Source organism: Nonomuraea sp. NPDC050383, assembly GCF_044459125.1.
Taxonomy (GTDB): Bacteria; Actinomycetota; Actinomycetes; order Streptosporangiales; family Streptosporangiaceae; genus Nonomuraea.
The window spans coordinates 27,421-51,114 of sequence record NZ_JBITIP010000003.1; the positions used below are offsets into that span (position 1 = coordinate 27,421).

At 72.2% G+C, this 23,694-nt stretch carries 21 protein-coding genes; 13 read left to right on the forward strand and 8 right to left on the reverse strand.

Annotation, left to right across the window (positions count from 1 at the left end; all coding sequences use genetic code 11):
• The first annotated feature begins 221 nt into the window (after positions 1-221).
• Genes ACIBG4_RS08380 through ACIBG4_RS08390 form a run of 3 tightly spaced genes read left to right on the forward strand, consistent with a single transcriptional unit; the run spans position 222 to position 4,389 of the window.
• The gene (locus ACIBG4_RS08380; protein WP_397201262.1) at positions 222-2,243 is read left to right on the forward strand and encodes an adenylate/guanylate cyclase domain-containing protein; all 2,022 of its coding nucleotides are present in this window, start codon (positions 222-224) and stop codon (positions 2,241-2,243) included.
• 33 nt (positions 2,244-2,276) lie between these two features.
• Positions 2,277-2,939 (forward strand): Crp/Fnr family transcriptional regulator, encoded by a 663-nt coding sequence (locus ACIBG4_RS08385; RefSeq protein WP_397201263.1) that lies wholly within the window; start codon positions 2,277-2,279, stop codon positions 2,937-2,939.
• Positions 2,929-4,389 carry an MFS transporter gene (locus ACIBG4_RS08390; RefSeq protein WP_397201264.1) on the forward strand — a complete coding sequence of 487 codons (1,461 nt, stop codon included), beginning with the start codon at positions 2,929-2,931 and terminating at the stop codon, positions 4,387-4,389. Before ACIBG4_RS08385 ends, ACIBG4_RS08390 begins: the two co-directional genes overlap by 11 nt.
• A 102-nt stretch (positions 4,390-4,491) precedes the next feature.
• Here ACIBG4_RS08390 and ACIBG4_RS08395 read toward each other — a convergent pair whose 3' ends face one another.
• Both ACIBG4_RS08395 and ACIBG4_RS08400 read right to left on the reverse strand, forming a co-directional pair.
• Positions 4,492-5,241: a methylenetetrahydrofolate reductase gene (locus ACIBG4_RS08395; RefSeq protein WP_310717245.1), complete on the reverse strand. Its 750-nt coding sequence runs from the start codon at positions 5,239-5,241 to the stop codon at positions 4,492-4,494.
• A 9-nt stretch (positions 5,242-5,250) separates the two neighbouring features.
• The gene (locus ACIBG4_RS08400; RefSeq protein WP_397201265.1) at positions 5,251-5,907 is read right to left on the reverse strand and encodes a TetR/AcrR family transcriptional regulator; all 657 of its coding nucleotides are present in this window, start codon (positions 5,905-5,907) and stop codon (positions 5,251-5,253) included.
• Positions 5,908-5,972: 65 nt separating this feature from the next.
• Here ACIBG4_RS08400 and ACIBG4_RS08405 point away from each other — a divergent pair, with 65 nt between their 5' ends.
• Positions 5,973-7,412, forward strand: a complete 1,440-nt coding sequence (locus ACIBG4_RS08405; RefSeq protein WP_397201266.1) for an MFS transporter — start codon at positions 5,973-5,975, stop codon at positions 7,410-7,412.
• On the opposite strand, the gene ACIBG4_RS08410 is transcribed toward ACIBG4_RS08405, so the two are convergent.
• On the reverse strand, positions 7,376-9,253 hold the full coding sequence (locus tag ACIBG4_RS08410) for an ABC transporter ATP-binding protein (RefSeq protein WP_397201267.1): 1,878 nt from the start codon (positions 9,251-9,253) through the stop codon (positions 7,376-7,378). The two genes, ACIBG4_RS08405 and ACIBG4_RS08410, sit on opposite strands and share 37 nt — an antisense overlap.
• A gap of 49 nt (positions 9,254-9,302) precedes the next feature.
• Positions 9,303-11,306, reverse strand: coding sequence for a PhoX family protein (locus ACIBG4_RS08415; protein ID WP_397201712.1), 2,004 nt, complete (start codon positions 11,304-11,306; stop codon positions 9,303-9,305).
• A gap of 213 nt (positions 11,307-11,519) precedes the next feature.
• Here ACIBG4_RS08415 and ACIBG4_RS08420 point away from each other — a divergent pair, with 213 nt between their 5' ends.
• The gene (locus ACIBG4_RS08420) at positions 11,520-11,960 is read left to right on the forward strand and encodes a sterol carrier family protein (RefSeq protein ID WP_397201268.1); all 441 of its coding nucleotides are present in this window, start codon (positions 11,520-11,522) and stop codon (positions 11,958-11,960) included.
• An 18-nt stretch (positions 11,961-11,978) separates the two neighbouring features.
• On the opposite strand, the gene ACIBG4_RS08425 is transcribed toward ACIBG4_RS08420, so the two are convergent.
• Positions 11,979-12,935: a hypothetical protein gene (locus tag ACIBG4_RS08425; protein WP_397201269.1), complete on the reverse strand. Its 957-nt coding sequence runs from the start codon at positions 12,933-12,935 to the stop codon at positions 11,979-11,981.
• Between the two features lie 187 nt (positions 12,936-13,122).
• On the opposite strand from ACIBG4_RS08425, the gene purF reads away from it, so the two are divergent.
• A complete protein-coding gene (gene purF / locus ACIBG4_RS08430) occupies positions 13,123-14,559 on the forward strand; it encodes an amidophosphoribosyltransferase (RefSeq protein WP_310716116.1) in 1,437 nt (478 codons plus the stop codon).
• Entirely contained in the window at positions 14,556-15,581 is a 1,026-nt protein-coding gene (gene purM / locus ACIBG4_RS08435) for a phosphoribosylformylglycinamidine cyclo-ligase (RefSeq protein WP_397201270.1), read from the forward strand. The genes purF and purM overlap by 4 nt, the downstream gene beginning before the upstream one ends.
• A 147-nt stretch (positions 15,582-15,728) precedes the next feature.
• Here purM and ACIBG4_RS08440 read toward each other — a convergent pair whose 3' ends face one another.
• Together ACIBG4_RS08440 and ACIBG4_RS08445 are read right to left on the reverse strand one after the other, a co-directional pair.
• Positions 15,729-15,956 (reverse strand): DUF3073 domain-containing protein, encoded by a 228-nt coding sequence (locus ACIBG4_RS08440; protein ID WP_310716114.1) that lies wholly within the window; start codon positions 15,954-15,956, stop codon positions 15,729-15,731.
• Between the two features lie 151 nt (positions 15,957-16,107).
• Complete coding sequence (locus ACIBG4_RS08445; RefSeq protein WP_310716112.1) at positions 16,108-17,187, reverse strand: Glu/Leu/Phe/Val dehydrogenase dimerization domain-containing protein; 1,080 nt, start codon at positions 17,185-17,187, stop codon at positions 16,108-16,110.
• Positions 17,188-17,293: 106 nt separating this feature from the next.
• On the opposite strand from ACIBG4_RS08445, the gene ACIBG4_RS08450 reads away from it, so the two are divergent.
• Positions 17,294-18,157, forward strand: coding sequence for a hypothetical protein (locus ACIBG4_RS08450; protein WP_310716111.1), 864 nt, complete (start codon positions 17,294-17,296; stop codon positions 18,155-18,157).
• Positions 18,158-18,479: 322 nt separating this feature from the next.
• Positions 18,480-18,683 (forward strand): developmental transcriptional regulator BldC, encoded by a 204-nt coding sequence (gene bldC, locus ACIBG4_RS08455; protein ID WP_013133571.1) that lies wholly within the window; start codon positions 18,480-18,482, stop codon positions 18,681-18,683.
• Positions 18,684-18,872: 189 nt separating this feature from the next.
• On the opposite strand, the gene ACIBG4_RS08460 is transcribed toward bldC, so the two are convergent.
• Complete coding sequence (locus tag ACIBG4_RS08460) at positions 18,873-19,538, reverse strand: TetR/AcrR family transcriptional regulator (RefSeq protein ID WP_310716089.1); 666 nt, start codon at positions 19,536-19,538, stop codon at positions 18,873-18,875.
• A gap of 148 nt (positions 19,539-19,686) precedes the next feature.
• Between ACIBG4_RS08460 and ACIBG4_RS08465 the strand changes: the two genes are divergently transcribed.
• The 4 genes from ACIBG4_RS08465 to ACIBG4_RS08480 all read left to right on the forward strand — a co-directional run bounded on the left by ACIBG4_RS08465 (position 19,687) and on the right by ACIBG4_RS08480 (position 23,669).
• Positions 19,687-20,727, forward strand: coding sequence for a LacI family DNA-binding transcriptional regulator (locus ACIBG4_RS08465; RefSeq protein ID WP_310716087.1), 1,041 nt, complete (start codon positions 19,687-19,689; stop codon positions 20,725-20,727).
• A 119-nt stretch (positions 20,728-20,846) separates the two neighbouring features.
• Positions 20,847-21,098, forward strand: coding sequence for a hypothetical protein (locus ACIBG4_RS08470; RefSeq protein WP_310716086.1), 252 nt, complete (start codon positions 20,847-20,849; stop codon positions 21,096-21,098).
• 91 nt (positions 21,099-21,189) lie between these two features.
• Positions 21,190-22,062 (forward strand): N-acetylmuramoyl-L-alanine amidase, encoded by an 873-nt coding sequence (locus tag ACIBG4_RS08475; protein ID WP_397201272.1) that lies wholly within the window; start codon positions 21,190-21,192, stop codon positions 22,060-22,062.
• Positions 22,059-23,669, forward strand: coding sequence for a beta-N-acetylhexosaminidase (locus tag ACIBG4_RS08480; RefSeq protein ID WP_397201273.1), 1,611 nt, complete (start codon positions 22,059-22,061; stop codon positions 23,667-23,669). Before ACIBG4_RS08475 ends, ACIBG4_RS08480 begins: the two co-directional genes overlap by 4 nt.
• The last annotated feature ends 25 nt before the right edge of the window (positions 23,670-23,694 follow it).

The following is a 23,694-nucleotide window of genomic DNA, read 5'->3' on the forward strand; positions in this document are numbered from 1 at the left end:
TTGTTGCTCGTGTTGAGCATGAGGTTCACGTTTCAACCGTTCCACTGGATGACAGCCACTACATAACGTGTTCATCACGACACATTTCGTGACTGACGTTACTGACATCACTTGACGAGTCAAGAGCGCCCGCAGTGCGCAGAAGGACGCATTGGCCGGCGGCTCCGGCGGTGGATAATCGGGGTCTGCTTACGGCCACCACCCCCTCGCCGCGACGGAGGATGACCGTGCCGACGGAGAGCCCGTACCTTCCCCCTGCCACGCAGCCGGTGCGGGGGGTCGTCTGGGCCCTTCACCTGGCGATCCCCCTGGCCGGCCTCTGGCTCCTGCTCGCCCGGCCGCACCTGAACGTGATGTGGCAGCACAACCCCAGCCACTTCTGGATGATCCTCATGGTGGCCGGGATCAACGTGGTGCTCGGCGGCCTCGTCAGCCAGGCGTCGGCCCGGCGGCAGGACGCCCGGCTCTTCCTGGTCTCGATGGTGTTCCTGGCCGGTGCCGGGTTCTTCTTCCTGCACGGACTCGCCACGCCGAAGGTCATCCTGCCGACCGGGTCGCTCGGGTTCGACCTTGGTCAGCAGGTCGGGCTCACGATCGCCGCGGGGTTCGCGTTCGTCTCGGCCCTGCCGCTGGGCGAGCGGGCGGCGGCGGCCGTGCTGGCCTCCCGGCACCTGATCCGGGGCGTGCTGGTCGGGTTCATGCTCCTGTGGGGGCCGGCCTCGCTCATCGACGGGCTGACACCGCTCAGCCGGCCGCCGCTGAGCGCGTACTCCTCCTGGGTGGCCTGGAGCTCGCTGCCGGGCGTCGCGCTGTACGTGGCGGCGGCCGTGATGATGTTCCGGCTGCACCGGCGGCGGCCGTCGGCCATGCTGGTCAGCCTCATCACCGCGTACGCGCTGCTCGCCGAGTCGATGGTGGCCGGGATGTCGCAGCACAACTGGCACCTGACGTGGTGGGAGTGGCACATCCTGCTGACGTTCGCGTTCGTGTTCGTCGCCTACAGCGCCTACCTGCAGTTCAGGCGGGAGGGATCGAGCGCGGGCCTGTTCGACTCGGTGGCGCTGTCGACGACGGTGGCGCGCATCCAGGCCCAGTACGACCAGGCGCTGGAGGAGCTGGTCGAGCACGTACGACGGGGCGAGCCATTGGCCGCGACCCGGCTGTCGGGCAAGTTCCGGCTCAACGAGGGCCAGGCGGCGGTGCTCGACCGGGCGGGGCGGGCGCTGGCCGACGAGCGGGAGCTGTCGGAGCGGCTGGCCGCGCTCGTGGACGTGAGCACGCGCACCCGCGTCGGCCTGCCCGAGACCGAGCTGCTGACCGACGCGCTCGACCGGGTCCGCCAGGCGTTCGGCGACGTGCGGATCGGCCTGGTCTCGGAGGGGCGCGCGCACATCGGCTCCCGCGAGTACGACTTCGCCGGCGACCAGCCGATCCGGCGCGACCACCTCCTGGCCTTCCCGCTGACCGTCAAGGGCCGGCTGGCCGGGGCGCTGGAGATGCCGGTCGGCCGCACCACGCAGGACGAGGCGCTGGCCGCCACGCTGGCCGGGCAGCTGTCGATCTCGCTCGAGAACGCCCGCCTCTACCAGGAGCTGGACACGCTGTTCCGGCAGTACATGTCGCCCGACGTGGCGCAGGCGCTGCTGGCCGACCCGTCGCAGGCGGCGCTCGGCGGGCAGCTCAGGGAGCTGACCGCGCTGTTCGCCGACCTCAAGGGCTTCACCACGTTCTCCGAGCGGGTCACCCCCGGCGAGATCGTCGAGATGCTCAACCGCTACCACACGGCCGCCGTGCCGTGCATCCTCGACAACGGCGGCACGATCGTGCAGTTCGTCGGCGACGCGCTCCTCGCGCTGTTCAACGCCCCGGCCACGCAGAAGGACCACGCCGCGGCGGCCTGCCGGGCCGCGCTGGCCATGCAGCGGGCCGCGGCCGAGATCGCCGAGGAGATCTCCTGGCAGCGGGACGACGTGCAGTGGCCGACGTTCCGGGTGGGGGTCAACACCGGGCCGGCCCTCGTGGGCAACATCGGCAGCCCGCGGCTGCGCGGCTTCAACGCCATGGGCGACTGCGTGAACGTCGCGGCCCGGCTCCAGTCGCTGGCCGAGTCCGGCACGGTGGTGATCGGCGACACCACGCTGCGTCAGCTCGGCTTCGGCGCCGAGGTCTCGCCGCTGGGCAGGCTGAGCCTCAAGGGCAAGGAGGAGGCCGTGGCGGCGTACGTTCTGACCTCCATGCCATAGAACGTGCGCCTCCGTGCCGACATAATCGGGCGCATGAACCCTGAGCCCGGCGAGTTCCTCTCCATGCTCACCCCCGAGGAGGTCGAGGCGCTGCGGGCCGCCGGCCGGCCGCGCCGGTGGGAGCGCGGCTCCACCGTGATGAGCGAGGGCGACACCTCCGACTGGGTGCTCGTGCTGACCGAGGGCCGGGTCAAGGTGTCCTCGCACACGAGCAGCGGCACCGAGGTGGTGCTGGCCGTGCGCGGGCCGGGGGCGCTCCTCGGCGAGATGTGCGCCATCGACGGCTCGCCCCGCTCCGCCACGGTGACCACGCTGGAGCCGGTCGCCGGGATCGTGGTCCGCGACTTCCCCGCGTTCCTGCAGGCCCACGGGCGGGTGGCCGTCCTGCTCATGCGGCTCGTCACCGGGCGGCTGCGTGACGCCGACAGGAAGCGCGTCGAGTACGGCGCGTTCGACACCACCGGCCGGGTGGCGACCCGGCTGCTGGAGCTGGCCGACCGCTACGGCGAGAAGACCAACGGCGGCGTGCGCGTGGCGCTGCCGCTCTCCCAGGACGAGCTGGCCGGCTGGACCGGGGCCTCACGGGAGGCGGTGAGCAAGGCGTTACGGTCGCTGCGCGACCGCGGGCTGATCGAGACGGGCCGGCGGCGGGTGGTGATCCACGACCTGGAGGGTCTGCGCAAGCGTGCGCGCTGAGGACCTCGGCTCCCGCGACACCTCGGCCGGCCACGCCGCCCGGCTGCGGTACGCCTGGAAGGTGTGCTCGGTCACCAGCCTCGGGCTGGTGCTCATCGGGATCGCCGGGAGCACGCTGAACGTGGCGCTGCCCTCGGTGGTGCGGCACTTCCACGCGGGACCGTTCGAGTCGGGCTGGGTCCTGCTGTCGTTCCTGCTGGTCAACACCGCCAGCCTGGTGTTCTTCGGCCGGGTGGCCGACCTCGTGGGGCGGCGGGAGGTGTACCTGGCGGGCTTCGCCCTGTTCACCGCCGCCTCGCTGCTGGCCGGGTTCGCCCCCGGGGTGTGGTTCCTGGTCGCCATGCGTGTGGTGCAGGCGGTCGGGGCGGCGATGATCCTGGCCAACGGCACGGTCATCATCACCGACGCGTTCCCGCCGGACCGGCTCAGCCAGGGCATGGGCGTCTACATCGGCACGCTGTCGGTGGCGCAGCTCGCCGGGCCCACGCTGGGCGGGCTGATCGCCGAGACGGCCGGCTGGCAGTGGATCTTCTGGGTGAACGTGCCCGCCGGCGTGGTGGCGCTGGCCTGGGGCGCGGCCACGCTGCGCAAGGTGCCCGCCGGGCCGAGGCGGCCGGTGGACGCGCTGGGCAACGCGCTGGTGTTCGCCGCGCTGTCGGCGCTGCTGCTGGCCTTGTCGGAGGCGGGATCGGCCGGCCCGGCGAGCCCGGTCGTGCTGACCGGGGCGGCGGTCTTCGCGGTGCTGGTGCCGTTGATCGTGCTGGTGGAGCGGCGGGCGCCGCACCCGGTGCTGGATCCGCGGCTGTTCGGCGGGCGGCTGCTGGCCTTCGCCAACCTCGCCTCGTTCTGCAACGCGATGGCGCGGGCGTCGCTGATCCTGCTGGTGGCGCTGTACTTCCAGGCGGCAAGGGGCGTGGACGCCTTCACGGCCGGGCTGAGCGTGCTGCCGGTGCCGGTGGGCATGGCGCTCGCCTCGCCGGTCACGGGCGCGCTGGGGCGCCGGGTCTCGCCGTACGCGCTGGCGGTGGGCGGGGCGCTGATGAGCGCGGCGGGGCTGGCGACGCTGGCGCTGACGGCGGGGACGGGCACGTCGTACTGGGTCATCGGCGCGGGGCTGTTCGTGGCCGGCTGCGGCAGCGGCACGTTCCTGACGGGCAACACCACGCACGTGATGCGCTCGCTGCCGGCCGGGAGCCTGGGGGTGGTCAACGGGTTCCGGCTGATGGTGATGAACGTCGGCGTCGTGCTCAGCGTCGGGCTGGCGCTCAGCGTGCTTGCCGCGTCGGTCGGGCCGGAGCTGGGAGCCCAGGTGTACGCGGGGACGCTGTCGGAGCTGTCGCCCGTGGCCGTGGAGCGGCTGATGGGCGGGTTCGCGCGGGCGTACACGGTGTTGTGCGGCGTCGCCCTGCTCGGCGCCGCCCTCTCCGCGCTGGCCCGGCCCCGCCCCTGATGTGTTACCGAGTGCGTCGCACTGCTGTCATGGGCCTGTCGACGTCCGCACCGATGAGGCGATGGAGACGGCTCTGCGCGCCGGCGATGCTGAAGCTGGGCCTCATCTGAGTACGCCGGACAGGCGCGCCTCCACGTCGCGGTAGCGGCTGACCGGGATCAGGTGGACGCCGTCGAACGCGCCGGAGTCGCGGATGGCCAGCACCCGCTCGCAGGCCGCGTCCACACCCGCCATGCGGTCGGCCGCCACCCGGCGCACCAGGTCCTCCGGGATGGCGATGTCGGGGATCGCCGCCGACAGAGTCCGCGCGTGGCGCTCGCTGGCGATCACGATGACCCCGGCGTACACCGGGACCTCCACCTGGTTGGCCTCGCGCCAGCGCAGCAGCGCCTCCAGCGAGAACCCGGCCTGGACGAACAGGAAGTCGGCCGCCCGCTTCCACGCCGGCAGCGGACGCGCGCCGGCCGCCGCCCCGACCTGGACGCCCGGGGAGAACTCCCTGGCCTCCTCGATCATCGAGCGCACCGTCAGGTCACTCGTCCGGTTGCCGCTCGCGGGCTTGTCCCCGTAGACGAACAGGAAGCGGTCCACCCCGTACGCGGCTGCCGTCAGCAGGTCGCGGCGGAAGCCGAGCAGGTTGCGGTCGCGGGAGTTGAGGCAGGCGATGCTGCGGCCGCCCATGGCCTGCACCTCGTGCGCCACGGCCACGCTGGACACGGTCGCCCGGCCGATGTGGTTGTCGGGGATGAGGAAGGTGTCGGCGATGGTGGTCAGCGTGCCGATCTGGTGGCGCACGCGCTTCAGGTCGGGCTTGGTGGGCGGTTCGATCTCGCACACGAGTTGGAAGGCCATGATCGGACCCTAGCGGCGGGCGGCGAGCGATTCGATGCCGCTGACGACGAGGTCGACGCCGAACGTGTCGTACGTCTCGCGGGAGATGCCGCCGACCATGGGCGCGGCCATCTCCACCAGGTGCGGATAGCGGTCGACGGGCAGCGACTCGAGGGCGAGCCGCCTGCGCCGGGTGATCTCGGCGGCCTCCTCCGGCGTGCGGCTCGCGGCGTGGTGCACCGGGGCGTCGGCGATGGAGATGGCGCTCTGCAGGATGTACTTGGAGATCACGCAGCTCTCCTCCACGCTGAAGCCGGCGATCCGCGCGAGCCGGAGTGCCAGGTCCCAGATGGCGAGGAAGCTCGGCACCGCGGTCTGGTCGACCTGCTCCAGCACGCCCTTGGCGCACGGATGCGCGCGCAGCACGCCGATCAGCCCCTTGATGAGGTCGCGCATGCGCTCGCGCCACGGCCGGTCGTCGTCGGGCACGGGCGCGAACTCGGCGATGAGGTGGTCGGCCATGCCGGCGACGAGCTGCTCCTTGTTCTTGAAGTGCCAGTACAGGGCCATCGGCGTGACGCCGAGATCGGTGGCCAGACGGCGGATCGTCACCGTGTCGAGCCCCTCGGTGTCGCCGATCTCCAGGGCCCGCTCGACGATCGCGGTCGCGGTCAGTTTTCCCACCATGGTTGACAACTATACGCCGTACAAGTTAGCTATACGACGTACAAGTACGGCGTATAGGAGAAGGTGTGGACCGGAAGAAGTGGTGGGCGCTGAGCGCGGTGACGCTCGGCACCTTCATGACGTACCTCGACAACAACATCGGCAACGTGGCCCTGCCGACCATCCAGCGGGACCTGGGGTTGACGATCTCCGGGCTGGAGTGGATCGTCAGCGGCTACATCCTGGTGTTCGCCGGGCTCATTCTGGCCGGCGGCAGGCTGGCCGACGTGCTCGGCGCGCGGCGGGTGTTCGTGGCCGGCCTCGCGGTCTTCACGCTCTCGTCACTGGCCGCGGGCCTGGCGACCGGGCAGGCGGCACTCATCGCGGCCCGGGCCGTGCAGGGCGTCGGCGCGGCGCTGCTGACCCCGACGGCGCTCGCGCTGATCGGCCAGATCTTCCCCGACCCCGGCGAGCGCGGCAGGGCCGTGGGCATCTGGAGCGCGACCGGCGCTCTGTCGATGGCGCTCGGCCCGCTGACCGGTGGCTTCATCAGCGAGCGCCTGCACTGGGGGTGGATCTACCTCATCAACGTGCCGATCGGCGTGGTGACGCTCGGGCTCGCGCTGTGGGCGGTGCGTCCCTCCTTCACCCGGGCACGGCGCAGCTTGGACGTACCCGGTCTGGTCACCTCCGCCCTCACCCTGTTCGCCCTGACGTACGCGCTCATCGAGGGTGAGGGAGCCGGTTGGACCTCCCCCGAGATCCTCGCCGCCATCGGGATCGCGCTGGCCGCCGCCGTGGCGTTCGTGCTGGTGGAGGCCCGCGCCGCGGAGCCGATGATCGACCTGTCGCTCTTCCGCTCGCGGGTGTTCTCCGGCGGAAGCCTGACCAGCGGCCTCTGGTCGTTCGGGGTGTTCGGGATCTACTTCTTCAGCGCCCTGTGGCTGCAGAACACGCTGGGCTTCTCGCCCATCGAGGCGGGCGCCGCGTTCGTGCCGATGGCCCTGGTCATGGCGGTCGTCGCCACCCTGTCGCAGCGGATCAGCGCGGCGATCGGCATCGCCCGCACCGTGGCCGCCGGCATCGCGCTCATGGGCGTCGCGCTCCTCCTGATGTCCGGTGTCGGCGCCGACGGCGGCTACGTCGACGTCCTGCCCTGGTTCGTGCTGTACGGCCTCGGCGCCGGCCTGCTCGTCCCGCTGACCGCCGCCGTGGTCGGCGCGATGCCGCAGGGCCGCTCCGGCGTCGCCTCCGGCGTGCTGAACGTCTCCCGCCAGGTGTTCGGCCTGCTCGGCATCACGGTCCTCGGCGCGCTGCTGAACGCCCGCCGGGGAGACAGCGCCGACCCGGCCGCCTTCCTCGACGCCTACCAGTTCACGCTGGTCGTCGCCGCGGCCATCGTGCTGGTGGGCATCCCGGTCAGCCTGTACGCGCTGCGCTCCGGGCGGGCGCCGGAGGACGGCGCCGCGGAGGAGCGGGGCCCGGCGGTTCAGACGGCCCCGGCCACCGCCGGCTCGGCGAACTGAGTGCGGTACAGCTCCTCGTAGCGCCCCTCGGCGGCGAGGAGCTCCGCGTGGGTGCCCCGCTCGACCACCTGCCCGTCCTCGATCACCAGGATCTGGTCGGCCGTGCGGATCGTGGACAGCCGGTGCGCGATCACCACCGCCGTACGGCCGGCCAGCGCCTCGCCCAGGGCCTCCTGGACGGCCGCCTCGGAGGTGGAGTCCAGCGCGGCGGTGGCCTCGTCGAGGATCACCACGCGGGGCTGGGCGAGCAGCAGGCGGGCGATGGTCAGCCGCTGGCGCTCGCCACCGGACAGCCGGTAGCCACGCTCACCGACCACGGTGTCGAGCCCGTCGGAGAGCGATTCGACCAGCTCGCCGAGCCGGGCGCGGCGCAGGGCGTCCCAGACCTCCTCCTCGGTGGCCTCCGGCCGGGCGAAGAGCAGGTTGGCCCGGATCGTGTCGTGGAACAGGTGGCCGTCCTGGGTGACCATGCCAAGCGTCTCCCGGATCGAGGCCGCGGTCAGGTCCCGCACGTCCACCCCGGCGAGCCGGACCGCGCCCTCGTCCACGTCGTACAGGCGGGGCAGGAGCTGGGCGATCGTCGACTTGCCGGCGCCGGAGGAGCCGACCAGCGCGACCATCTGGCCGGGCTCGGCGCGGAAGGAGACGCCGCGCAGCACCTCGACCCCGCCGCGGTCGTCGAGGGCGGCGACCTCCTCCAGTGAGGCAAGCGACACCTTGTCGGCCGAGGGGTAGGCGAAGCGCACGTTGTCGAACTCCACCGTGACGGGCCCGTCCGGCACGGCCACGGCGTCGGGCCGCTCCTTGATCAGCGGCTCCAGGTCCAGCACCTCGAAGACCCGCTCGAAGCTCACCAGCGCGCTCATCACGTCCACCCGGGCGCTGGCCAGGGCCGTCAGCGGAGCGTACAGGCGGGTGAGGAGCAGGGCCAGCGCCACCACCGAGCCGGGTTCGAGCTGGTCACGCAGCGCGTAGAAGCCGCCCAGGCCGTACACCAGCGCCAGGGCGAGCGCGGAGACCAGGGTGAGCGCGGTCACGAACACCGACTGCGCCATCGCGGTGCGGACGCCGATGTCGCGCACCCGCCGGGCCCGCGCCGCGAACTCCTCCGACTCGCGGACCGGCCGGCCGAACAGCTTCACCAGCGTCGCGCCGGGGGCGGAGAACCGCTCGGTCATCTGCGTGCCCATCGCGGCGTTGTGGTCGGCCGCCTCGCGCCGCATCCGGGCCAGCCGGACGCCGACCCGCCGCGCCGGCAGCACGAACACCGGGAGCAGCAGCAGGGCCAGCAGCGTGATCTGCCAGGAGATGCCGACCATCACGGTGAGCGACAGCACGAGCGTGACGACGTTGCCCGCGACGCTGGAGAGCGTGTCGGTGAACGCCCGCTGCGCGCCGATCACGTCGTTGTTGAGCCTGCTGACCAGCGCCCCCGTACGGGTCCGCGTGAAGAACGCGATCGGCATGCGCTGCACGTGGTCGAAGACGGCGGTGCGCAGGTCGAGGATCAGGCCCTCGCCGAGGCCCGCCGAGAGCCAGCGGTTCACCAGCCCGAGCCCCGCCTCGGCGACCGCGAGGCCGCCGATGAGCGCGGCCAGGCCGACGACGACGCCGAGCGGCTCCCCCTTGCCGATCGCGTCCAGCACCCGGCCGGCGAGCACGGGAGGGGCCACCGCCAGCGCCGCCATCACGATGCTGAGCCCGAGGAACAGCGCGATCCTGCGGCGGTGGGGCCGGGCGAAGCCCCAGACACGGCGGAGCGTCGCCCGGGAGATCGGGCGACGCTCCTTCTGGTTGCCCATCGAGTAGAGCTGCTGCCATGCGATCACTTCCATGCTCATGCATGGAAGCGTAGGACCTAAAGCGAGCTTGAGGTCAACGGTTTTCCGCTCAGGCGCCGATCTTCTTGCCCTGAGTGTGCCAGGTGACCGCGACCGACGGGCGCGGCTGGTCCCCGTCGGGCCAGTGGCTCACCGGGCTGTCCGGCGTGGCGCCGTCGGCCTCGCCCGGGTGCTGCACCGCGACGAACACGCTGCGCTGGTCCTCGGTGACCATCGGGCCGCACGTCTCCGCGCCGATCGGCACCGTGAGGAACTGCCGCACGTGCCCGCGCTCCTTGCCCTTCAGCGGCGTCACGAACAGGCCGTCGTTGCTGCCGAGCGCGTTGCCGTCGGTGGCGATCCACAGGTTGCCGTCGCGGTCGAAGGCCACGTTGTCGGGGCAGGAGATCGGCGACACCTTGGTCTTGTCGTAGCCGCCGAAGTACGTGGAGGGGTCGTTCGGGTCGCCGCAGACGAGCGGCAGCGACCAGGCGAACGTCGTCGACCCCGCGTCGTCGCGCCGCTCGACCAGCTCCAGGATGTGGCCGTGCTTGTTGGCGGGGCGCGGGTTGGCCTCGTCCACCTGCGCCGGGACGCGGTTGGAGTTGTTGGTCAGCGCGACGTAGACGGCGCCGTTGACCGGGTTGCGCTCCACGTCCTCCGGACGGTCCATCTTCGTGGCGTTCACCTTGTCGGCGGCGGCGCGCGTGTAGACCAGCACCTCGGCCGCGGTCATGCCGTCCACGAACGACTTGTCACCCGAGACCAGCGGGATCCACTCGCCCGACCCGTCGAACGCCCCGTCGGAGGGCAGCTTGCCGGAGCCGTCGATCTCGGCCGCCGGACTGTCGCCCGTGAACCGGGCCACGTACAGCGTGCCCTCGTCGAGCAGGTCGCGGTTGTGCCGGTCGAAGCCCGGGATGTAGCGGTTCTTGGAGACGAACTTGTAGACGTACTCGAAGCGGGAGTCGTCGCCCATGTACACCACGAGGCGGCCGTCGCGGGCCAGCGTGGTGGTGGCGGCCTCGTGCTTGAAGCGGCCGAGCGCGGTCCGCTTGACCGGCGGCGCGTCGGGGTCGAACGGGTCGATCTCCACGACCCAGCCGAACCTGTTGACCTCGTTCGGGTGCTTGGCCAGGTCGAAGCGCTCCTCGACCCGGTCGAAGCGCCGGTTGCCGGAGGCGATGCCCGACGGGATCGTGTAACGGGTGATGTACGGCTTCTGCGCCGCGGGCACCTTGTCGCCGTTGACGAAGTACTGGTCGAAGTTCTCCTCGGCGGTGAGGACCGTGCGCCAGGGGGTGGTGCCGCCGGAGCAGTTGTTCAGCATGCCGACCGGCTTGAGCCCCGCCGGGTCCGCGGCCGTCTTCAGCAGGTCGCTGCCCGCCGCCGGGCCGCTGAACCGCATCGGCGTGAGCGCCGTGACGCGCCGGTTGTAGCGCCTGCGGCCGGTCGTCACCAGCTTCCACTGGCCGGTGCCGCGCACCCGCTGCACCTCGACCACCGAGCCGCCGTGCGCGGCCAGCGCGATCCTGATCTGCTCCTCGGTCGCGGCGGTGCCGTCCTTGTAGCCGCGGAACATCAGCGCCTCGTTGGTGTACTCGTGGTTCACCCACAGCAGGCCCCGGTCGCTCCCCAGCGGGAACAGGGTCACGAAGTCGCAGTTGTAGCCGAACTGCTTGGCCTGCGCCTCGGCGCTCTGGTTGTCGAACGCGAACTCCGGCGCGTCGGGCAGCACGGGGTCGCCCCAGCGCACCACCACGCCGGTGCTGTAGCCGTCGGGCACGCGCAGGGCGTCGTCCTTGTTGGGGGCCACGGGGGTGAAGCGCAGGTTGCCGGTGCCGCCGCCGAGCCGGGCGGCGTCGTCGGACACGGCCTCCGGGGCCGCCGGATCGGCCAGCGCCGGGACCGCGCCCGCCACGCCGGCGCCGACCACCAGCGCGCCCAGGGCTCCGGCGCGCAGCACGCCCCTGCGGGTCAGCGCCTCGGCCACGACGTCGCCGAAGTAGGTGTTGCCGCTGGTGTTGCCGACCTCGTGCGCGCACGCGTTGCCGCAGCGGAACTGGCAGGTCATCGCCGAACGGCCGGATTTGTGCGGGCTGGAAAGCAGCGGAAGGTGCCGGTTCGCCACGGGGTGCTCCAAGGTTGTGCGCAGTAGTTCGGCTGGGACGCTACGGCGGGCGTCGAAACCTGAGGTGAACGACGACCTCCGGGACGATGAACGCTTCCAGGGAGAAACCGGACACCACTGCATTTCGCCCCCTGCCGGACGGAGCAGAATGGGCGGGTGCCACCACGCAGACCGGACCCCGAGAAGCTGAGGGCCGCGCTCGACGCCCAGCTCGTCGCCCTCGACCAGCCCGCGTACGACGGCCCGGCCGCCGCGCTGCCCGGCGCGCTGGTCGAGGCCGTGCTCACCGCCTACGACCGCGGCCTGGAGCCCGAGCGCGACGCGGCCCGGCAGGTCGTGCGCCACCTGCTCGACCGGCTCGCCATCACCGCGCCCGGCCGCACGGTCGAGGTCCGGGTGCCGCCGTACGCGGCGGCGCAGGTCATCGAGGGCCCCCGGCACACGCGCGGCACCCCGCCGAACGTCGTGGAGATGAGCCCCCGCACCTGGATCGAGCTTGCCGTCGGCCGCCGGACCTGGGGCGAGGCCATGGCTCAGGGCGCCGTCGCGGCGAGCGGGTCCCGCGCGGACCTGTCCGGGCACCTGCCGCTCACCTGAGCGACCTCGGCCCGGACCCTAGCCGGAGCGGCCCACCCAGGGGAACCTGCTCCGGAAGCACTGGTCGGCGAGCTGCCCCGGCAGCCGGCCGCAGTCCTGCACCACGTTCCAGAACCACATGGCCACGATCGTGAACAGGATCAGCGCCAGGACGCTGACCACGATGCCGGCGATGGCGCGGCCCTTGCCCACGCCCCTGCTGAGCGCCACGCCGCCGAACACGATCGACAGGATCGCGGTCAGCACGCCGACGAAGCAGACGAACACGAGGAACGGGCTGGCCACGCCCAGCACCAGCGACGCGGTCGCCAGGCCGCTGCCCGGCCTGGGCTGCTGGTACGGCCCCTGGTAGCCGCCGGGAGGCGGCGCCTGGTAACCGCCCGAAGGTGGCGCCTGGTAGCCGCCCGGGCCTGGCGCCGGCCCGTAGGGGCCTCCGCCGGGTGGCCCGCCGTACGGGCTGGAGGGCGAGGTCCCGGGCGCGGCGGGCTCGCCCTGCCGGCCGGAGGGCGTCTCCGGGCCCGGCTGCTCGAAGCGGGACGGGGCCGGAGTGCCCGGCGGGGTGGGAGGCGGCTCGGCCGTGCCCTCCCAGCCCGGGTAGGGCGGGGTGCCGCCCGGCACCGGATACGCCTGCGTCTTCTCCGCGTCCGGCTCCTCGCCGCCCGGCCGTCCGCCCTGGACGCGCGTCGGGTCCGGCACCTCGGGCGTGGTCGGCTGGTCGGGACCCGGCGGATGCACGGGCGGCTCGCCGGGCTCGGGCACCGTGGGGCGGGGCTCTCCGCCCGGACGCGGCCCCTCGGGCGGCGGCACGACCGGTGGCGCGGGCCCGAGCGGCGGCTCCGGCGTCTCCGCGCCGGCCGGTGCGGCGCCGCCGGACTCCTCGGCCGGGGACGGGCCGCCGGAGCCGAGGTAGTCGTCGGCATCCTCGCGCGGGTCCTGGCCCTGGCCGGACTGGTTCGGATCCCCCGATGTGGTCACGTGTGCGTCTCCCGACGGGTGTGCATGCCGGACACTTCACCCTTACGCGGAGAGCAGCCCAGAAAGGGCGTGACACGGTAAAACCGCGTCCATCGTTGGGACACCATGCGTTTAACGACCACCGGTACGGCCCCGCAACGGGCCCCGGGTGCACGAGCAGCGAAGCGTCCGACCTAAACTGAGGCACGTGCTGAAAGGCGACGGCCGGCTCGGCCATGACCTGGACCCCACCGATCGAGCTCCGCAAGACGCCTGTGGCGTCTTCGGCGTGTGGGCGCCAGGCGAGGAAGTGTCCAAACTCACCTACTACGGGCTGTACGCGTTGCAGCATCGCGGCCAGGAGTCCGCGGGCATCGCGGTCAGCGAGGGCAGCCGCATTCTCGTCTACAAGGACATGGGCCTGGTGGCCCAGGTCTTCGACGAGTCCGTGCTGGGGACCCTGCGGGGGCACCTGGCGATCGGCCACTGCCGCTACTCGACGACCGGGTCGAGCGTGTGGGAGAACGCGCAGCCCACGCTGAGCTCCACCGAGGTCGGCGGCCTCGCCCTGGCCCACAACGGCAACCTCATCAACACCGCTGAGCTGTCCCAGCGCCTGGCCCCCGGCGCGACACGGGCCACCACCGACACCGAGGTGCTGGCCTCGCTGCTGGCGCAGGACCGCAGCAAGTCCGTCGAGGACGCGGCCGCGGAGCTGCTGCCGCAGGTCAAGGGCGCGTACTCGCTCGTGTTCATGGACGAGACGACCCTCTACGCGGCGCGCGACCCGCAGGGCATCCGCCCGCTGGTGCTGGGCCGCCTGGAGCGCGGCTGGGTGGTCGCCTCCGAGACGGCCGCCCTCGACATCGTCGGCGCCACGTTCGTGCGGGAGATCGAGCCCGGCGAGCTGCTCACGATCGACGAGCAGGGCGTCAGGTCGCGCCGCTTCGCGCTGGCCGAGCCCAAGGGCTGCCTGTTCGAGTACGTCTACCTCGCCCGCCCCGACACCACGATCGCCGGCCAGGGCGTCCAGGTGACCCGCGTCGAGATCGGCCGCGTGCTGGCCCGCGAGCACCCGGTCGACGCCGACCTGGTCATCCCCACGCCCGAGTCCGGCACGCCCGCCGCCGTGGGCTACGCCGAGGAGAGCGGCATCCCCTACGGCCAGGGCCTGGTCAAGAACTCCTACGTCGGCCGCACCTTCATCCAGCCGTCGCAGACCATCCGCCAGCTCGGCATCCGGCTCAAGCTCAACCCGCTGCGCGAGGTCGTGCGGGGCAAGCGGCTGGTCGTCGTCGACGACTCGATCGTGCGCGGCAACACCCAGCGCGCGATCGTCAAAATGCTGCGCGAGGCCGGGGCCAAGGAGGTGCACGTGCGCATCTCCTCGCCACCGGTGTCGTGGCCGTGCTTCTACGGCATCGACTTCGCCACCCGGGCCGAGCTGATCGCCGGCTCCCTGTCGGTGGAGGAGATCCGGGACTCGCTCGGCGCCGACTCGCTCGGCTACATCTCGCTGGAGGGGCTGACCCGCGCCACCACGATCCCGGCCGACCGGCTGTGCCGTGCCTGCTTCGACGGCTCCTACCCCATCCCCATCGACCAGGACAACGTCGGCAAGTACGTACTGGAGAGCAAGGCGTGACGAGTTACGAGGCCGCCGGCGTCGACATCGAGGCCGGCGAGCGCGCGGTTGCGCTGATGAAGGACAAGGTCGCGCGCTCGCGCAGGCCCGAGGTGGTGGACGACGCCAGCGGCTTCGCGGGGCTGTTCGACGCCTCGGCGCTGCTGAAGTACCGGCGGCCGCTGCTGGCGACCTCCACCGACGGCGTGGGCACCAAGGTGATGATCGCCCAGCGCTACGGCAAGCACGACACGATCGGCATCGACCTGGTCGGCATGGTCCTGGACGACCTGGTGGTGTGCGGGGCCGAGCCGCTGTTCATGACCGACTACATCGCCTGCGGCAAGGTGGTGCCCGAGCGGGTCGCCGAGATCGTCGGCGGCATCGCCGAGGGCTGCCGGCTGGCCGGCGCGGCCCTGGTGGGCGGCGAGACGGCCGAGCACCCCGGCGCGATGGGGGCCGACGAGTACGACCTGGCGGGCGCCGGCACGGGCGTCGTGGAGGCGTCGGCCATGCTCGGGCCCTCGCGGGTGCGCGAGGGAGACGTGGTGCTCGGCCTCGCCTCCTCGGGCGTCCACTCCAACGGCTACTCGCTGGTGCGTCACGTGGTGCGCGAGGCGGGGCTGTCGCTGGACGCGGAGCTGCCCGAGCTGGGCCGGCCGCTCGGCGAGGAGCTGCTGGAGCCGACCCGGATCTACTCCCTCGACTGCCTGGCCCTGGCCGGGGCGGTGGAGGTGCACGCGTACGCGCACATCACGGGCGGCGGTGTCGAGGGCAACCTGTCGCGCTCGCTGCCCGGCCACCTCGACGCGCTGCTCGACCGCTCCTCCTGGACGCCCCCGGCGATCTTCGAGGTGCTCGCCGGGCACGGCGGGATCGCGCGGAAGGACATGGACCGCACGTTCAACCTGGGCGTCGGGATGGCGGCGATCGTCGCCCCCGAGGTCGCGGACGAGGCGGTGCGGCTGCTCACCGAGCGCGGGCTGCCCGCGTGGGTGCTCGGCGAGGTCGTGCCCGGCTCAGGCCAGGCCCGCTACCGCTGAGCCGCGAGCGGGCCGCGTGGCACGACGAAAGCCCCACGGGCGAATGCCCGTGGGGCCCTGCTCGATGGACACGCGGCCCCACCCGGCGCGGAGGTCACGCCAGGAGATGGGCCACGCCAACCAGAAGCACGTCAACCAGGAGAACGCCTACCGGCGGCCGGACGTACGGTCATCGTCGTCGTCTCCGCTCACATACTCGTCCGCGTAATCGGAGTAGCGATCCGCGAGCTCGTCGTTGAGGTCGTCGGCGTCGTCACTGCTGGAGTCCCCGACCCCGAGTTCATCGCGAAGACGGTCAAGATCCGTGCCACCGCTGTTGTACTTCAGCTGGCGAGCAACCTTGACCTGCTTGGCCTTTGCTCGGCCGCGCCCCATTGGCTCGACCCCCTCATGTGGGGTCGTCCCCGACCCCTCGTCGCTAACGCACCACACGCTGACGCCACCTGACTATGGGCGTCAGCCTATCGTTCGCCTATTACCGTACCTGTTTTGTGCCCAGCTCGGTACGTCGTATGGGCGCGGGGCGTCAGTGGCCCAGCCAAATGGCCCGAATCCGCCCGACTTCCGACATTCTGCGCTCGGCTAGCCTATCGGCTGCGACGGCCGGCGGGACGCCCTCATCGCCCGCGATCGCGAAAATCTTCAGCGTGGTGTCGTAGATCTGGGCGGCCTTCGCCCTGGCGCGTTCCATGTCGAAGCCGCGCAGCTCGTCGGCCACCTGGATGACGCCGCCGGAGTTGACCACGTAGTCGGGCGCGTACAGGATGCCGCGCTCGGCGAGCTGCTTCTCGACGCCCGGATGGGCGAGCTGGTTGTTGGCCGCGCCGCAGACGATGCTCGCCCGCAGCCGCGTGACCGTGGCGTCGTCGAGGGCGCCGCCCAGCGCGCAGGGGGCGAAGACGTCGATGTCGGCGCCGGTCAGCGCCTCGGCGTCGGCGACGACGTCCACCTCGGGGTGCCGCAGCCGCACGCGCTCCACGGCGCGCTCGTCCACGTCGCACACGACGACGTCGGCGCCGTCCTCGCGCAGCAGCTCCACCAGGCGGTGGCCGACCTTGCCGACGCCCTCGACGCCGACCCGCCGGCCGCGCAGCGTGGGCGCGCCGTACACCCGCTCGGCGGAGGCCCGCATGCCCTGGAAGACGCCGAAGGCGGTGAGGATGGAGGAGTCGCCGGCGCCGCCCTGGGCGAGCGTGCGGCCGGTCACGAAGCGCGACTCCCGCGAGACGATGTCCATGTCCTCGCTGTAGGTGCCGACGTCGCAGGCGGTGACGTAGCGCCCGCCGAGCGACTCGACGAACCTTCCGTAGGCGCGCAGCAGCGCCTCGCTCTTGTCGCGCGACGGGTCGCCGATGATGACGGCCTTGCCGCCGCCGTGGTCGAGCCCGGCCAGCGCGTTCTTGTAGGACATGCCGCGGGAGAGGTTGAGCACGTCGGCGAGCGCGGCCTGCTCGCTCTCGTACGGATAGAACCTCGTGCCGCCGAGGCCGGGGCCGAGGGCCGTGCTGTGGACGGCGATGATGGCGCGCAGGCCGCTGCGCGGGTCGGCGCAGAACACGACCTGCTCGTGCGCGTCCTTGTGAGACGGGTCGAAGACGTCGGTCACGGTAGTGACTCCCTGTCCGGTCCACCGCATCTTCGCGGCGGAGATCACCTCTCAGGGTAGTGGCCGCAACGGTGCAAGCAGGTTGTCTTCATGACACGATGCCTCCGTGCTGCCCTATGCCGCGTATCTCCGCGTCTACGAGCCGTTGACCGCATTCCCCGAGCCCGAGCAGAAGGCATGGGCCGAATACGCCGACTCGCGTGACCGTCCGCGCCGCGCCAACGCCCTGAACGCGGAGCACGGCGAGTCGATCAGGCGTCTGCTCGGCAGGCCGCCTCACCCGGTTCCCGCCCAGGAGAGTCCCAACGCCTATCTGCGGCGAGTGGAGGACCGTCTCTATGTCTGCCCCTGGCAGACACGGCTGCGCTCCTGGATGGCGTTCTCACGGCTGCGCGGCGCCACCCCGGCCAAGCTGATGGACCGTCTCGTCCCCAAGGCGATCTCCGACCAGACGGCCGACGACTTCGACCGGTACAAGCGGGCGGCCGGCTCCTCCGCCCTGCGCACCCACATCCGCACGACGGCCTGGCACGTGCCGTCGTCGTGGTTCGTGCCGTTCGACGGCAACGAGCGCTGGCTGGTGCTCGGCGGCTCGGCCCCGGGACAGGACGTGACCACGGCCACGGGGCGCAACCTCATCTACGTCACCTCCATGGCGCAGGCCCGCAGGCGCGCGGCCAGGGCTCTGCAGGTGCTGCGGCGGCACCTGGGCGAGGTGTCGGCCCACCTCGACGTGGAGGACGTGGCCCGCTGGCTGGAGGAGTTCCACCCGCACTCGCTGGTCGAGCTCGACTACGGCGGCCTGGTGCACCTCATGGACGACGACGCGCTGCAGGCGGACCAGTCGGTGGCGGAGTTGTCGGCGGCGCTCACGGGCCTGGACACGGGTCAAGAAGAGCTTGCCTACGCCATGTACCAGAGGGTCAACCTGCGCTGGAAGTCAATGCAACTTCTGGAATCTGCCAACTGAACCCCAATACAACCGTCTGACCTGCATGAGTGGGTCATGACTAGCGGCTACTCGCTTCTGCGAACTGAGCAGTTTGCCGTTTTCACTGCGATACCACGAAACGTGTCGCTAGAATCACCGAGCGTGACATCGCCATGGGGGCGGGCAGTTGGGTCAAAGAAGGGCTCGCCAATCGCTCTGCGTGGCGGTATGGTCACTTCGGGTGATGCCGCATATGGGCCAGAAAAGCCGCACGCTTTGGGCCATAGGGGGACATCCGTGACACGCGCAAAGGCAGTCACAGGATCGCTGAGCCGGTCCACACGGAGGAGAGGCCGCACAAATGTCAGCTCGTACACCCGAGGCCGAGCCGCTGCTCACGCCCGCCGAGGTCGCGACCATGTTCAGGGTCGACCCCAAGACCGTCACCCGGTGGGCCAAGGCGGGCAAGTTGACGTCGATCCGCACCCTCGGAGGACACCGGCGTTACCGGGAGACCGAGGTTCGGGCGCTTCTGGCGGGGATTCCGCAGCAGCGCTCGGAGTAGTGCCGAGGTCGTCACGGACCTCAGGGGGGTTGAACGGTGGGCCTGGCCGGCGGTCCGGTCCACCACTGTGACGACGGACGTCGCTCTGGGAAGTTGGCGCCGCCCGCCCGGCGCCACTCTTCCGGCCGTCCTTCCCGGCCGGTCCACCGGCCGGCGCGGCACATGTCCCCCGGCCCCTTCGGGCCCGGCCTACCCCGGCTGGTCCCCCGTCAGCGCGTGCAGCAGCCGGGCGGCCTCGCCGTCGCGGCGGGCGGCGACACCCAGCAGGGCCACCATGTCCTCCACGAGGAGCCGCTCCAGCTCCGCGCGCTCGATGTCGCGGTTCTCCAGCCAGTCGAGCCCCGCCGTCTCCACCGACGCGATCCACGAACGCAGCGTCGCCCGTAGCACCGGGCTCGGCTCCGCCACGCGCATCTGCCGCTGGATCAGCAGGAACAGCCGCCCGCGCACGCCGTCGACGATCTCGCCGACCTCGCCCGCGCGGTTCGCCGGGCCGCCACGGAGCAGGGCCGCGTAGCCGGCCGCGTGCTGCTCCACGAAGTCGAAGTAGCGCGCGATCCCCGCGGCCAGCTCCTCCAGCGGCCGGCCGCTCCCCTGCGGCCGCAGTCGCGACTCCAGCAGCTCCGCGGCGCTCCTCAGCGCGGCCACGTAGAGCTCCTGCTTGCCGCCGAAGTAGTGGTAGACCAGCGCCCGAGACGCTCCCGCCGCCGAGGCGACGTCGTCGATCGAGACGTGCTCGGCGTCGCGCCTGCTGAACAGCTCCAGGGCGGCCGTTATCAGCTCCTCGCGGCGACGGTCGACGCTCAGCCTGCGCCGCGCCGGCCGCGGCGTCTCTGTCACAGGGAGCTCTGCCACAGGGAGCACAGTATCCGACCAGATGCGGCCATAGCGGACAGGTGTCGTCATGGTCAATATGAGGCTTCCCTAACCCCAGGCCGTACCCTGCGGGGAACTCGATCGTTTGGTGAGACAGGTGCCCAACTTCGCATCGCGGGGGAGACCCATGTCAGGACCACCCGTCAAGTCTTCAACCATCAACGACCTCCGGGAGCTACCCCGGCCAAGACCCACCATCCGGAACGTCGCCGAGCGCGCCGGCGTCTCCAAATCGCTGGTATCGCTCGTGCTCCGCGGCTCACCGCACGTGAGCGAGCACCGGCGGCAGGCCGTGCTCCAGGCGGCCCGCGAGCTCGGCTACCGGCCCAACGCGGTCGCGCGCAGCCTGGTCGAGGGCCGTACCCACCTGGTCGGCGCGCTCGTCGCCGACCTGCACAACCCCCTCTACGCCGAGGTCCTCGACGGCCTCCAGGAGAGCCTGCACGGCGACGGCCTGCGCATGCTCATCGGCAACAGCCAGTGGGACCCCGCGTTCGAGGACGAGGCCGTGGAGGCCTTCCTGGAGCTGAGGGTCGACGGGCTGGTGCTGTTAGGCATCGCGCCGACCAGCGAGACGCTGATGGAGGCCACCAGCTACACCCCCACGGTCGTCGTGGGGGAACGTGACATCGACCTCGGCGGCGTCGACATCGTGGTCGACGACGACCAGCTCGGCGCCCGCCTGGCCATCGACCACCTGGTCGAGCTCGGCCACAAGCGGATCGCCCACATCGAGGGCGCCCGGCCCACCCGCTGCGAGGGCTACCTCGTGGCCATGCGGCGGCACGCGCTGGCGCCGTACATCATGGTCGAGGCCGCGGACTCGACCGAGGACGGCGGGCGCAAGGCCGCGCTCGCGCTGCTGACCCGCGACCCCAGGCCCACGGCGATCTTCGCCGCCACCGACGCGGTGGCCCTCGGCGTGCTCTCGGCCGCCGCGGAGCTGGGCCTCGCCGTGCCCGGCGACCTGTCGGTCGTCGGCTACGACAACACCCAACTGTCCGCCTCGCACCACATCTCCCTCACCTCGGTCGACCAGCCGCGCCGTGCCATGGGGCGCTCGGCGGCGGCGCTGCTCAGCGACCGCATCGGAGAGCCCGGCAAGGTCGCGCGGCTGCGCCAGGTCACCCCCGAGCTCGTCGTACGGCGCAGCACGGGCCCCGCCTAAGAGCGGTCAAAGGCTCGGTCAACACACCCGGCATCCCGGCCTCCTGGAGGTTTACTCGTCAGGTCATGCGATACGCGGCCGTACATGGTGCGGTCGCGAATCTGATCCGGGGGACAGTCATGCGTGATCCAGAACTGGTTTCCTGCGCCCAGCGCGCCGCGTCCGAGCTCGAACGCGCCTGGGCGCAGTGGCGGGCGAGCCGGGGCCGTGCCGGTGACAACGGCGCCGAGTCCGTGGCCGGGTACGTCGCCCACTCCCTCGACCACCCGTGGGGGCGGCCCCGCGTCGTGCTCGGCCTCGACGCCGAGGACGCCCGGGAGCTCGCCGCCCTCCTCCTCCAGCGCCAGGAGGTCGCCGAGCGGGTCTGGTGACAGCCGTGGACGGATCGAGCACGGGCGCGGACCGATGCCTTCGGCGGCGAACGCGCCGGGCCGGCGCGCGTCGTGACGTAAGTTGGAGCGTATGCGTGCTCTTCCCGTCACCCTTCTCGCCGCCTGCGGCCTGATCGCCTCCGCGTGCGGCACGGCCGCCACGGCCGGCGGCCCGGCCTCCGGCGTCCCCGCCGGGCAGGCGCGGCCGGCGACCGCGTCCACGGCAGGCTCCACAGCGGCCTCCACGGGGACCCCCACGGCGGGGCCGGGTGCGGGCCGGACCGGTGAGACCGGCGGGGTCAAGCCGCTCGCCGGCAAGGTCGTGGTCGTCGACCCGGGCCACAACGGCGGCAACTACCGCGACCCGAAGGCCGTGAACCGCAAGGTCAACGTGCTGACGCAGTGGAAGGCGTGCGACACCACCGGCACGTCCACCAACGACGGCTACACCGAGGCGGCGTTCACCTGGGACGTCTCCAACCGGCTCGTCAAGATCCTCAAGAGCCGGGGCGCCACGGTCAAGCTGACCAGGTCCGACAACGACAGCGTGGGCCCGTGCATCACCCAGCGGGCCGCGATCGGCAACCGCGCCAAGGCCGACGCCGCGATCTCCATCCACGGCGACGGGTCCGCGCCCGCCAACCACGGCTTCCACGTGATCATGCCGAGGAAGATCGGCGGGCCGGTCGACCCGGTCGTCGGCGACTCGCGCAAGCTGGGCGTGGCGGTCCGCGACTCCTTCCGGCAGGGCACCGGTCTGCCCTACTCCACCTACATCGGCAGCAAGGCGCTGGACTTCCGCTCCGACCTCGGCGGCCTGAACCTCTCGACCGTGCCGAAGATCTTCATCGAGTGCGGCAACATGCGCAACGCCGCCGAGGCGGCCAAGTTCCGCGACCCGGCGTTCCGGCAGCGGATCGCCCTGGCGCTGGCGAACGGCATGCAGCACTATTTGCAACCGTGATTCCTCTTCCCCGCCTGATCCGCCACCTGTCCGGCTCCTTCGAGCTGACCCCCGGGTCCGTCGTCTCCGGGCCGGCCGCGCCGGTCGACGCCGTGCGCCTCGCGCTGCCCGGGCTCGACCTGCGGCCCGGCGACTCCGGTGACATCGACGTACGGCTCGACCCGGCTCTCGGACCGGAGGCGTACCGGCTGGTCACCGGGTCGCGCGGGGTGGAGATCACGGCGGGCGGGCGGGCCGGGGCCTTCTACGCCGCGCAGACCCTCCACCAGCTCCTGCCCGACGCCTCCTACCGGGCGCCGGCCGGGCCCGGCCACGAGGGCGGGTGGAGCGTCCCGGGAGTGCGGGTCGAGGACGAGCCGCGGTTCGCCTGGCGGGGGCTCCACCTGGACGTGGCCCGGCACTTCTTCCCCAAGCGCGAGGTGCTGCGCCTGGTGGACCTGATGGCCGCGCACAAGCTCAACCGGCTGCACCTGCACCTGGTGGACGACCAGGGCTGGCGGGTGGAGAGCAGGGCGTACCCGCTGCTGCACGAGGTGGCCTCGCACCGGCCGCGGACCGCGAGCCACCAGCGGGGCGAGCCCGAGTCCTACGACGGCGTCCCGCACGGCGGCCACTACAGCCTGGCCGACCTGGCCGAGATCGCGGCCTACGCGCGGGCGCGCGAGGTCGTGGTGGTGCCGGAGATCGACGTGCCCGGCCACGCCTCGGCCATCCTGGCGGCCTACCCGTCGCTGGGGGCCACCGGTGAGCGGTACGAGGTGCTGGACCGCTGGGGCATCTCCCCCGCGATCCTGTCGCCGCTGCCGCCGACCGTGGAGTTCCTGACCGCGATCTTCGACGAGCTGGCCGGCGCCCTGGGCGCGACGCCGTTCTTCCACATCGGCGGCGACGAGGTGGTGCTCGACCACTGGGCGGCCTCGCCCGAGATCGACGCCTACCGGCGGTCGCTGGGGCTGGACTCGATGCCGGCGCTGCAGGCGTGGTTCCTGCGGCGGCTGGCCGACGCCCTGGCCGAGCGGGGCTCGCGGGCGGTGGTGTGGGACGAGGCGTTCGTCAGCGGGGAGCTGCGGCCCGACACGGTCGTCATGCCGTGGCGCGGCATGGGCGTCGGCCGCCGCGCCGCCGCGGCGGGCCACGACGTGGTGGCCACGCCGGTGTTCCCGCTCTACTTCGACTACGCCGAGTCGGCGTCGCCGGACGAGCCGGTGGCGATCGGCGACGAGATCACGGTGGCGGACGTGGCGGCGTTCGTCCCGGCGCCCGCCGACTGGACGGACGAGGAGCGCTCGCGGGTCCTCGGCGCGCAGGCCCAGCTCTGGACCGAGCGCATCCCCGACGCCCGCGTGCTCGACTACCGGGCCTGGCCGCGGGCGTGCGCCCTGGCCGAGGTCGTCTGGGGCGGCGAGGCGGGCCCGGACTTCGCCGAGCGGCTGCGGGCGCACCTGGGGCGGCTGGACGCCCTCGGGGTCGAGTACCGTCCGCTCGACGGGCCGCGGCCGTGGCAGCGGCGCCGGCCGCACCGGGCGAGCGCCACGCGGGTGGCGGACGTCATGGAGCGGCTCGACCGCATGACCCACGACGCGGAGTCCACGCGGCCCAGCGTCTAGGTCACAGCTCCAGGATCACAGCGCC